Raw genomic sequence first — 11,268 nt, forward strand, 5'->3', positions numbered from 1 at the left:
CCGACCTCAACGGCAGGAGCCTCGTCGGCAACCTCGACCTCAGCGACCGGCTCCTCGGCAGCGGGTGCCTCGGGCTCAGCAACCTCGACGGCCTCGGCCTCGGCCTCGACCACCGGCTCGGCGTCGGCAGCCTCCTCCGTCACCTCTTCGACGGCCGCAACCTCGGCGACAGGCTCCTCCGCCCGCTCCGCCTCCGTCTCGTCCGCAGCCGCGGCCTCGGCCAGCGCGGCGGTCGCGGCGGCCACCAGGTCGTCGGCGGCCGGGGAGGGCGCCGGGAGGGACACCACGGCGGCCGGGGTCTCCTCCTCCGTCACCTCTTCCACCGCAGCCGGCTCGACCTCGACGGCATCCGGGTGCGAGCCCGACGACGTCTCGACAGCCTCGGTGTCGACCTCGTCCTTGACCTCGATCTCGGCCTCAGCCTCGGCCTCAGCCACGAAAGCCTCAGCCTCGACCGGATCCGTCACCGAAACCGGCGCCTCCTCCGCGAGACCGTCCCGCTGGCCGCCGGCCAGGGCCTGACGCGCAGCAGCCTCGGCATCGGCGTCCGACGCCTCGACCTCCGGCACCTCGACCAGCGACTTCCCGGCGAGCGACTCCCCGGCACCCGTCTCGTCCGACTCCGCCAACCCGTCCCGCTGCCCGCCCGCGAGCGCCTGGCGCGCCGCGTACGCGGCCTCGGCGGCGCGGCGGTCGGCCTTGGCGGCGGTGAGCTCGGCGAGCAGGTCGCCGAGGCCGGCCTCCTCCAGGGTGGCGCGCAAGCTGCGGATGGCGGGCAGACGGTAGAGGGTGCCCTCGTCGGCGGCGAGGCGCTCGACCAGGTCGACCAGGTCCGCGAAGGCGATCCCGTCCAGGTCGTGCTCGGGCAGCAGGCGGGCGAGGCCGCGCAGGCTGGTGTTGATGGCCTCGAAGGCCTGGGCGGTGCGGTCGACCAGGGCGCCGTCGGCGGGCACGGTCGGGAGGGTGCCGGCCGGGGCGAGGGCGGCCCAGGCGCGGCGCTCGATCTCGGCGGAGGTGAGGGCCTCGTGCAGGTCCTCGCGGCGGACCCGGCGGTCGGTGGCCAGGGCGGCGGCCTGCTTGCGCAGCGAGCGGCCGCGCAGCCAGGAGAGCTTGACGCCGTTCTCTCGGCGCCAGCTGCTGTCGGCGGTGGCGGCCACGAGGGCGGTGAGGTCTGCGTCGTAGGCGGCGGTGGTGAGGGTGGCGGAGGTGCGGTGCACCCGCTGGAGCATCTCGACCAGCAGCGCGGTCTTGGCGACCGTGGCGGGTTCGTCGAGCTTGGCCTCGGCGGCCAGGGCCGTGACGGCTTCCCAGGTCTGCTGGAGGTCGCGGCCTCGCAGTTCGGCGAGGGCGGTGGAGGCGGCGCGGGCGTCCTCGGGGGTGGCGACGGTGTCGACGGCCGCGTACCAGGCGTGGGTGTCGGCGCGGACGGTGAAGGCGCCGAGTTCGGCGTAGCGGCCGAGGTCCTCGCGGAGGTCGGGCTCCGCGGCGGCGTCCTGGAGGTCCTTGACGTCTGCGGCGCCGGCGACGTCCGCCGGGTCGGCTGCGTCGGCGTTGCGCGAGTGAAGCACTGTCATGTCTGGTCCGGTTCTGGGCGTCGACGGCGGGGCTGGCGGCGAGGGGGCGACGGACCGGTTGCGCGGAATGCCCCTGGGGCGGGGCCGGGGGCGCGCGGTCGGGCCGCCGGTTGTGGAGGCCCAGAATACGGGTGCCCGTTCGAGCCTTGCACGCACCCACCGCCGGACGGGCCGGTGTCGTGTGCCATACCGCCCGCCTGGACGCTACTCGGGAGGGCCACCCGGGTGGCCCTCCCCTGGTCCGGACGGGTGGCCGGGGTGCTCCGTCCGGGGTGGGCGGGGCCGCCGCAGCCCGTCCAGCGGGACCTTGCGGGCGCTGCGGGCCGGTCGGCCGAGCGGCGGGCGGTAGCCGGCCCGACCGAGGGTGTGCTCGTCGACCGGCGCGAGGTACTCGTGCAGTGCGGTGCGGTGCCACCACGCGCCGGTTTCCCGTAGTTCGCGCCATCCGGTGAACCGGTAGAGATAGAGGGTCGCCCGGACGTGGGTCGGCGGGTCGTCGGGGAAGGGGTTGTGGCGCAGCAGCCGGAGGGTCGCCCGGTCGCCGGCCAGCAGGCGGGCGACGAAGGGCAGGAACCAGGGACGGGCGTAGGCGGGCGAGATGCCGGCGAACCACATCAGCCAGTCGAGCCGCAGGTGGTAGGGGGCGTACTGGCGCGGAAGGCGGTGCACGTCGCCGGGTTTGCCCTTGAAGCCGTACTCGCGCCAGACGGTGTGCGGGGTGAGGACGGCCTCGTCGGTGCCCTCGACCACGACCTCCTGACGCAGCCGGTTGACGCTGCCGAAGGCGCCGTAGGTGTTGACGAGGTGGAGCCGGTTGAAGGAGCGGTTCATCACCTGGCGGCGCGAGACCATGTTGGTGACCGGCCAGTAGCTGAGGACGAGGACGGCGACGGTCAGCGCGATCACCAGCGCCTCGTACCAGAGGGGGGCACCGGGGTACCGGCGGGCGTGCACGGGCAGGCCGAGGCGGGCCGGTTCGACGGCGGCGAGGGCGAGGGCGATGGTCAACCAGTTGAGCCAGGCGAAGTTGCCGGAGGCGACCAGCCACAGCTGGGTGGCGAGCACGGCGCAGGCCGCGTAGCTCGCGATCGGCTGCGGGAGCAGCAGGCCGACCGGGACGACGAGTTGGACGAAGTGGTTGGCGGCGGCCTCGACGCGGTGCAGCGGGTCGGGCAAGTGGTGGAAGAACCAGCTGAGCGGTCCGGGCATCGGCTGGGTCTCGTGGTGGTAGCGCAGGCAGGTCAGGTCGCGCCAGCAGGTGTCGCCGCGCAGTTTGATCAGTCCGGCGCCGAACTCGACCCGGAAGGCCAGCCAGCGCATCAGCCACAGGACGAGGGTGGGCGGAGCGGCGTCGGCGTTGCCGAGGAAGGCGGCCAGGAAGCCCGCTTCGAGCAGCAGGGACTCCCAGCCGAAGGAGTACCACGTCTGCCCGACGTTGACGATGGAGAGGTAGAGGACCCAGAGCACCGCCCAGAACAGGACCGAGGCCCAGAGCGGGACGGCGTCACCGAGTCCGGCGGCGACGGCGGCGGCCAGGGCGGCGCCGCTCCAGGCGACGGCGGCGAAGAAGCGGTCGCTGTAGTGGAGGTGGAAGAGGCTCGGGGCCTGGCGGAACGGGACGCGGGCGGTGAAGCGGGGCACCGGCAGCATGCCGTCGGCGCCGATCAGGGCGCGGAACTGCGCGGCGGCGGCGAGGAACCCGATCAGGTAGAGGCCGGCGAGCAGGCGTTGGACGAGCAGCCGGCTCAGCCAGTAGTCGGGGGCGGCGAACCAGTCCATGCGGCCCATGCCTACCATCGGCGGCCCCCGCCCGGGCCCGGCCGGGGCGCGGGCGGCGGACGGTTCACCCGCTCGGCCCGGGATGAAGGGCGGTGAGGCGAAGGGCCGTGAGGCCGAAGGCTGCTGGGGAGGAGGCCGAAGAGCGGTGAGGCGGGTGGGCGGCGGGGCGCCGGCTGGTGGGGCAATGGGGCCGTGCACCACGGCGCCGTGCGCGCAGCACCCGGACGGCACCGTGGCGGGGAGCCTCTCCTCGGGGGTGAGAGGCGCCCCGCCACGGCGGTGGACGGTACGGAGGGCGGAGCCGGCGGCCTCGGCCGCCGTGCCGCGCGCGGGCGGCGGGTCGGCGGCTCAGCTCGGCAGGACGAGTCCGGACCCGCCGGCGACGCCCGGGCGGCCGGTCGCGGTGGCGGCGCCGTTCTGCTGGAGCCGGTCGACCAGCAGCGCGGCCAGCGTGCCTAGCTCCTCCTCGGTGCGGGACTGCGCGGTGACGTCCATGCCGACGGTGAGGACACCGTTGACCTGGCCGGTGCGCGCATTGCGCATCGGGGTGCAGGTGAAGCTGAAGATCTGCTGGATGCGCTGCGCCTCGGGGCGGCCGGACTGGATCCGGACGTCGTTGAGGACGGTGGCGCGGCCGGTGTGGTACGCCTCCGTGACGGCCTGCTGGAGCCCGGCCACGCCGAGCTGCGGGTAGGCCGCGCCGATCGACCCGTACGCCACCGGGGCACCGAAGGTGTCGGCGTGCTGGGCGTTGGCGTAGCGGATCTCCTGGCCGGGGCCGTCGGTCAGCATGATCGGGAACGGGGATCCGTCGAAGGCGGCGAACATCTCCTGCTGCTGGGCGAGCAGGTTGTCGCGCAGCCGGATCTCGGAGAGCAGCGCCTCGGCGAGGTGCTGGATGTCGCGCAGCCGCTCCCGCCCCCACTGCCGGGGTTCCCGGTCGAGGACGCAGACGGTGCCGATGACGGTGTTGGTGTCGTCGACGAGCGGGGCGCCGAGGTAGGCCCGGACACCGAGTTCGTCCACGACCGGGTTACCGGCGAACCGGGGGTAGGCGAGGATGTCGTCCAGCGCGAGGGGCGAGCGCTGGGCGACCACGTGCGGGCAGAAGCCGTGGCTCAGCGGCATCTGGCGGGTGGGAAGGTCGAAGGCGATGCCTCGATCCGCCCAGGAGGCACCTTCTTCGTGCGCGACCTCGGACGAAGTTGGCGGAATGTAGAGCCCTCGGAACATCTGGCGCTCGTCGTTGATGAAGTTGACCATCGCGATGGGAGCGCGGGTGATGCTGGCTGCAAGGTGGGCGAAGCGGTCGAAGGCCTCGTCCGCGGAGGGTTCGTTGAGACCCAGGCTGCGCAGCCTGCGGGTCCGCTCGGACTCCCCGGCAGCACCCGGGAACTGGCCTTGAGTGCTCATCACATCAGTCATGGCGCACATGTAATCAGACATTGGGGTGTCGCGGGGCTACCGGGACCGCCTGCCACCCCTGCTGATGAACAGTCAAAGCCGCACGTGAGGGGCCCCGCGGTGGACTGACGGAGTGGGGGAAGACCACTTCCCACCCCACATCGCGCCAAACCCGTCGACAAAAAGATGATCCGATTCTCGCCAATCCAAGATCCGCTAGCTGTGGAGTCGGGACGCACATATGACAATGAGCCCTGCCGAAGACACGGACGGTAGTTCCCGTGATCCCGCCGGGGGAATGGTCGCAGCGGAATCGACGGCGCGAACGGAGGCACGACACCCACCGCAACGAGAGGACCAGAGCATGGCGATGGACTACTTCACCGATGAGCGGCACGAGAGCCTCCGGGCGGAGGTCCGTGAGTTCGCGGAGAAGGAGGTGCGTCCCGAGGTGGCCCGGATGGAGGCCGACCGGGACGTCGAGTTCGAGCTCTCCCGCGAGATCGCCCGTCGCGGCTGGATCGGTGTCACCATCCCGCGCGAGTTCGGCGGCCTGGGGCTGGGGCACCTCGCCAAGACCATCATCGTGGAGGAGCTGGCCCGGGTCAGCGGCGCGATGGGCGCGATGACGCAGGCCTCCCAGCTCGGCGTCGCCAAGGTCATCCACTTCGGCTCGAACGCCCAACGGCGTTTCTGGCTGCCGAAGTTCGCCTCCGGGGAGTGCCTGCCGACCATCGCGGTGACCGAGCCGGAGTCCGGCGGCCACGTGCTCGGCATGTCCGGCACCGCCCGCCGCGAGGGCAACGAGTACGTGCTCAACGGCCGGAAGGTGTTCGTCGGCAACTCGCACATCGGCGACGTCCACGGCGTGGTCTTCCGTACGGGCAAGGGCAGCGGGGGCCTGTCCGCCTTCCTGGTCGAGAGCGACCGGCCCGGCTTCCGCGCCGGGGCGATCGGCACCCAGGGCGGTCTGCACGGCTTCAGCTTCGGCGAACTGGTCTTCGAGGACTGCCGCGTCCCGGCGGCCAACCGGCTGGGCGAGGAGGGGCTCGGCCTCGACGTCGCCTACTCCTCCTCCACCCTCTACGGCCGGCTGAACCTGGGCGCCGTCGCACTGGGCATCCACGTCGCCGTCGTCGAGGACACCGTGCGCTACGCCGAGGAGCGGGTGCTGTACGGCAAGCCGCTCAACCAGCTGAACAGCGTCGCGCTGAAGCTGGGCGAGATGCAGTCCCGGCTGATGACGGCCAAGCTCGCCGCCTACCACGCCTCGCACCTGCTGGACCGCGGCCAGGCCTGCGACGCCGAGCTGATGAACGCCAAGCTCGTCAACACCGAGTACGCGATGGACTCGGCTCGCCAGGCGATGGAGATCTTCGCCGCCCGCGGCACCCAGGAAGAGCACAACATCATCCGCTACCTGCGGGACGCCACCCACATCTACGCCCCGGCCGGCACCTCGGACGTGCAGAAACTGCGGCTGGGCCAGGTGGCTTCGGGTACGTACGGCAAGCAGTGGTCGGCCGAGCTGGCCGACGTGGCGAGCTGGGCATGGACCGAGCTCAACCAGTTGGAGGCCGAGGCGAAGCCGCAGCACTCGCGGGGCGCCCGGGTGGTCCCGATCTCCATGGCGAGCTGACCCGCGGCGGTCGACCGGGCCGGCCGCGAGCTGCGGCCGGCCCGGGGCCGGGACGTGCGCCCACCCCGGGCAGCAGGCCGGAAACCGCTGCCCGGATGGTGGCGAACCTTCAGCACGGCGACTGTTTGACCTGTTCCTGACGGTTCTCCGAGAGACACACCCGGCCCTCCCGTAGAGCCGTTCCCGCTTCGCCACCACCGAGCCGACCTGCGACGTTCCGTCGGCGAACACCCTGAGCGGGAGCGGGCCCCACTGCCATCGGCCGTTCACATATCGTCAGTTGATGTTGCGATAAGGGCACCTGGGGCTGATAGGTTTCCTGCCGTCGGCGGCCGTGGCTGCACCCCGCCCGGACGGTGACACCGCGTCACTCCGTCCGGCGACTCCGGCCTCGGCGCCCTGAAGCCCGCCCGGGCCGCACGGGCCGACCCCGCCCTCGGACCCGCGACCCGGCCTGCAACTCGGCCCTGCAACAAGGAATCAGATGCCAGGCATATCGGCCCCCCGCACGGGCCACCGCGCCGGCCGGTCCGGCTCCCTCCGCAGCTCACTCCTCGCCCTCGTGCTGGTCCCCAGCCTGGGCCTCGCCGCCGCCTGGGGCTACGCCGCCTACCTGCTACGCGACGCCGACCACCGCACCGCGCTGCTGGCCGGCACCGTCGTCGTCGCCGTGGTCCTGCTGATCAGCCTGATCCGCGGGATCCGGGCCGTCCGGGCGCTGTCCGCCCGACTGGCCGGACTGCGGGCCGACACCCTCGCGATCGCCCAGCAGGAGATACCCGACGTGGTCGGGCGGCTGCGCGCCGGGGAGACCGTCCCCACCCCGCCCACCTGGACGCCCTCCCGGCGGATCGGCGACGAGGTCCAGCAGACCTCGGACGGCCTGGCCGCCGTCCGGCAGGCCGCCGTCGCGGCCATCGTCCACCAGGCCCAGGGCCGCGAGGGGACGAAGAAGGTCTTCCTCAACATCGCCCGCCGCACCCAGATCCTGATCCACCGGCAGATCAGCATGCTCGACGCCCTGGAGCGCGAGCACGAGGAACCCGAGCTCCTGCGCGAACTGTTCGCCGTCGACCACCTGGCCACCCGGATGCGGCGCAACGCCGAGAACCTGGTCATCCTCGGCGGCGCGCTGCCCGCCCGGCGCTGGCGCAACGCCGTGCCCGTGGTCAACGTGCTGCGCAGCGCCGTCTCCGAGACCGAGAACTACGCCCGCGTGGTCGTCCAGGGCGTGCCCCGGGCCTCGCTCAGCGGGCAGGCCGTCGCCGACGTGATCCACCTGATCGCCGAGCTGATCGAGAACGGCACCACCTTCTCCCCGCCGTACACCCAGGTGCAGGTCTCCGCGCAGGAGGTCCCCAAGGGACTGGCGGTCGAGGTCGAGGACCGCGGCCTCGGCATGACCGAGGAGGAGTACGAGCGGCTCAACGAGTACCTCGCCAACCCGCCCGAGCTGGACGTCTCCGCGCTCGGCGACGACCTGCGGCTCGGCCTGTTCGTCGTCGCGCGGCTGGCCGCCCGGCACGACATCCAGGTCACCCTGCGGCCCTCGCCGTACGGCGGCACCCGGGCCGTGGTGCTGGTGCCCTCGGTCCTGCTGGGGCAGGCCGGGCAGCCGGCCGCGGTACCCGGGCTGCCCTCCGGCGCGCGGGTCACCCGCACGCCGGTGCCGGAGCAGCAGCCGACGGTCGACGGCGACCTCGGGGAGGTCGACGAGCAGCTGTCGGGCGCGCTGGCGGGGGTGCTGAGCGGACTGCTGGGCGAGGGGCCTGCGGCTCCGTCCGCCGATCCGTCCGCTCCTTCTCCTTCTCCTTCTCCTTCTCCTTCTCCTTCCGGTCCTTCCGTGCCCGAGGCGCCCGCCGCCCCCGGGGAGCCGGACGACGGTGTGATCACCGGTGAGCTGCTCGCGCGGCTGGACGGGGAGGGTGGCGCCGCCCCCTCCAGCGGTGGGCTGTCGGTGGGAGCCCAGATCCCCGGGCTGCCCGGTGCCGTGGTCGTGCCCCGACCCGCGCTGCCCCGGCCGTACGCCCTGCCGACCGATCCCCTGGAGTTCGCTGCCGGCCTCCCGGCGGACGTCGCCTCCGGCCTCGGTTCGGGCGTCGGTCCGGGCCTCGGTTCCGGCAGCGACTCCGGCCACGGTTCGGGCGTCGGTTCCGGTGTCGGCTCCGACCTTGCGTCCGACCTTGCTTCCGGCCGTGCGGACGGACCGCTCGTGGACCCGACGGCCGGGTTCGACGGCGTCACCGCCGACCCCTCGGCGCCCACCCACGAACGCCCGCAGGAGGACCACGTGGAGCACGGCCCGGACGGCGAACTGCGCACCCCGCGGGTCCTGCCGCAGCGGGTCCGCAACGCCAGCCTCGCCGAGCAGCTCCGCGAGGCCAACGCGCCGGGCACGATGATGCCGCCGGTGGCGTCGATGCCGTCGGCGCCGTCCCTTCCGTCAATGCCCTCGGCGCCCTCGATGCCGTCCGCCGCGCCGACTCAGCCGTACGGGGGGCACGCCGCCCCGACCGGCCCCCGGTACGACGCCGGCGAGGCCGACGAGCTCTCGCCGGCACGCTCGCGCGCCACCATGGCCGCCATCCAGCGCGGCACCCGCAGCGCCCGCGCGGCCGGTACCGAACCGGACGCGCCCGCCACAGCCCCCAACCCGGCCGCACCTTCCGCCCCCCGGGAAGCCCCTGCGGAAGCCTCCGCCGTTCAGGAAGCCAAGGAACAGCAGTGATGACGCAGCACACCGACACCCAGCGCGACCTCAACTGGCTGCTGGACCAGCTGGTGGCACGGGTACCCGAGACCCGGCACGCCATCGTCCTCTCCGAGGACGGCCTGCTGGTCGGCATGTCCCAGGGCCTCGACCGGGCCGACGCCGAGCACCTGTCCGCCGTCGCCTCCGGCCTGCAGAGCCTCGCCCGCGGCGCCGGGCACCGCTTCAACGGCGGCCGGGTCCGGCAGACCGTGGTCGAGATGGACCAGCTGTTCCTGTTCGTCACCACCGCCGGACAGGGCGCCCGGCTCGCCGTCCTCACGAGCGACCAGGTGGACGCCGGACTGATGGCCTACGAGATCAACATGCTGGTCAAGCAGGTCGGCCAGTATCTCACCGCGGCGCCGCGCAGCGACGCCGGCCAGGTCGGCGCGGGTGGCGGTGCGTGACCACCGCCGACGCCGACGAGGGCTGGTTCTACGACAAGGACGCCGGCCACCTGGTCCGTCCCTACGCCATCACCAACGGGCGCACCGGCCCGGTCCGTGACGGCTTCGCCCTGATCACCCTGGTGGTCACCGCCGACCCTCGCACCGACACCACCCGGTTAACACCCGAACCGGCCGCGATCCTCGACCTGTGCCGCGAACGCCCGCTGGCCGTGGCCGAAATCGCGGCCACCCTGGACCTGCCGGTGAGCGTGGTCAAGGTGCTGCTGGACGACCTGGCGGAGGCCCGGCTGATCCTCACCCGGGCACCGGTCCAGCTCGCCGAGGCACCGGACATCTCGCTGATCCAGGCCGTGATCGAGGGCGTCCGCCGGCTCTGACCGGTCGGCCCGCCCTCCTCGCACCACCCAGTTCCCATCCAGGAGACCCGAATTGACGACCCAGAGCCTGGTGCCGGGCGCGGTCAAGATCCTCGTCGCCGGCGGCTTCGGCGTCGGGAAGACCACCATGGTCGGCTCGGTCAGCGAGATCGAACCGCTGCAGACCGAGGAGCGGATGACCCGCGCCAGCATCGGGATCGACAGCCTCGAAGGCATCCAGGACAAGTCCACCACCACGGTGGCGATGGACTTCGGGCGGATCACCGTCCGCGAGGACCTGGTGCTCTACCTCTTCGGCACGCCCGGGCAGTTCCGGTTCTGGTTCATGTGGGACGACCTCGCGCTCGGCGCCCTCGGGGCGATCGTCCTCGCGGACACCCGACGGCTCGAATCCAGCTTCGCCGCCGTGGACTTCTTCGAACAGCGGGGCATCCCGTTCGCGATCGGAGTCAACTGCTTCCACGGCCGGCGCGACGCCAGCCCGGAGGACGTCCGCCGCGCCCTCGACCTCGGGCCGGAGGTGCCGGTGGTGCTGTGCGACGTCCGGGAGCGGGCCTCCAGCAAGGAGCTGCTGCTCGCCCTGCTCGACCGGGTGCACCGGGATGCGCTGGCGACCGGGCGACGGTAGGAGCGACTCGCCGTTTGACGCTCGGCAATTGGCGCTTGGTGCTTGATGCTTGGCAATTGGCGCCTACCGTCGGCCGCCTGCCTGCTGCGGTGCCTTCACCGTGAGGCCTTCACCACGAGGCCTTCGCCGTCAGGCCTCCACGTCGTCAGGCCTTCGCCGGGGTGAGCTTGAGGTCGGTGAGCGCGTCGACCAGTGTGGCCAGTTCGGGGACGTCGGCGGCCTGGGCCAGGGTCGCCTCCAGGGTGGCGTCGTGCACCGGGCGCGCGGCCTCCAGCAGGGCGCGGCCCTCCGGCGTCAACTCGGTGTAGATGCCCCGGCGGTCGTCCGCACAGAGGTAGCGACTGAGCAGGCCGCGGTCCTCCAGGCGGGAGACCAGGCGGGTGGTCGCGCTGCTGCTCAGCGCCGCCGCGCGGGCCAGCTGCTGCATCCGCATGTGCCAGCCGTCCTGCCGGGACAGGGCCTCCAGCACGGTGTACTCGACCACCGAGAGCTGGTGCTCGGCCTGGAGCGCCTTCTCCAGAGCAGTGTCGATCAGCCCGTGCAGTGCGGCGAGCGTGCGCCAGCCACTGGCCCGGACCTCGGCAGCGTCATCGCGGATCCCCATGGCTCGCCTTCCCTTCGCGTTCGCCCGTACGTCCCGTTGCGTCTCCTCTCCGACAAGTATGACAGTCAGCGCCGATTATCTGTCTCTGCAACTACTTCGAC

Annotated in this window: 8 protein-coding genes and 1 pseudogene; 5 read left to right on the top strand and 4 right to left on the bottom strand. The window is 72.7% G+C overall.

All coding sequences use genetic code 11. The features are described from left to right. From ACIRYZ_RS04225 to ACIRYZ_RS04235, 3 genes and pseudogenes are all read right to left on the bottom strand, one after another. Positions 1–1,574: pseudogene (locus ACIRYZ_RS04225) on the bottom strand (hypothetical protein); the annotation flags it as partial. A 204-nt stretch (positions 1,575–1,778) separates the two neighbouring features. Next, the gene (locus tag ACIRYZ_RS04230) at positions 1,779–3,353 is read right to left on the bottom strand and encodes a lipase maturation factor family protein (RefSeq protein ID WP_402939541.1); all 1,575 of its coding nucleotides are present in this window, start codon (positions 3,351–3,353) and stop codon (positions 1,779–1,781) included. Positions 3,354–3,701: 348 nt separating this feature from the next. Further along, positions 3,702–4,778 (bottom strand): GAF domain-containing protein, encoded by a 1,077-nt coding sequence (locus tag ACIRYZ_RS04235; RefSeq protein WP_402939260.1) that lies wholly within the window; start codon positions 4,776–4,778, stop codon positions 3,702–3,704. 343 nt (positions 4,779–5,121) lie between these two features. On the opposite strand from ACIRYZ_RS04235, the gene ACIRYZ_RS04240 reads away from it, so the two are divergent. The 5 genes from ACIRYZ_RS04240 (at position 5,122) to ACIRYZ_RS04260 (ending at position 10,563) form a co-directional block, all read left to right on the top strand. Beyond that, entirely contained in the window at positions 5,122–6,396 is a 1,275-nt protein-coding gene (locus ACIRYZ_RS04240) for an acyl-CoA dehydrogenase family protein (RefSeq protein ID WP_402939263.1), read from the top strand. A 484-nt stretch (positions 6,397–6,880) separates the two neighbouring features. Then, the gene (locus ACIRYZ_RS04245; RefSeq protein ID WP_402939266.1) at positions 6,881–9,124 is read left to right on the top strand and encodes an ATP-binding protein; all 2,244 of its coding nucleotides are present in this window, start codon (positions 6,881–6,883) and stop codon (positions 9,122–9,124) included. After that, positions 9,124–9,555, top strand: a complete 432-nt coding sequence (locus ACIRYZ_RS04250) for a roadblock/LC7 domain-containing protein (protein WP_393024020.1) — start codon at positions 9,124–9,126, stop codon at positions 9,553–9,555. Before ACIRYZ_RS04245 ends, ACIRYZ_RS04250 begins: the two co-directional genes overlap by 1 nt. Further along, positions 9,552–9,935 (top strand): DUF742 domain-containing protein, encoded by a 384-nt coding sequence (locus ACIRYZ_RS04255; RefSeq protein WP_380609560.1) that lies wholly within the window; start codon positions 9,552–9,554, stop codon positions 9,933–9,935. The genes ACIRYZ_RS04250 and ACIRYZ_RS04255 overlap by 4 nt, the downstream gene beginning before the upstream one ends. 52 nt (positions 9,936–9,987) lie before the next feature. Then, on the top strand, positions 9,988–10,563 hold the full coding sequence (locus ACIRYZ_RS04260) for a GTP-binding protein (RefSeq protein ID WP_402939269.1): 576 nt from the start codon (positions 9,988–9,990) through the stop codon (positions 10,561–10,563). A 145-nt stretch (positions 10,564–10,708) separates the two neighbouring features. Here ACIRYZ_RS04260 and ACIRYZ_RS04265 read toward each other — a convergent pair whose 3' ends face one another. Then, complete coding sequence (locus ACIRYZ_RS04265) at positions 10,709–11,167, bottom strand: MarR family winged helix-turn-helix transcriptional regulator (protein ID WP_393024016.1); 459 nt, start codon at positions 11,165–11,167, stop codon at positions 10,709–10,711. Positions 11,168–11,268: the final 101 nt, after the last annotated feature.

It is taken from the genome of Kitasatospora sp. NPDC101155, from assembly GCF_044768305.1.
In the GTDB taxonomy this organism is placed as follows: domain Bacteria; phylum Actinomycetota; class Actinomycetes; order Streptomycetales; family Streptomycetaceae; genus Kitasatospora.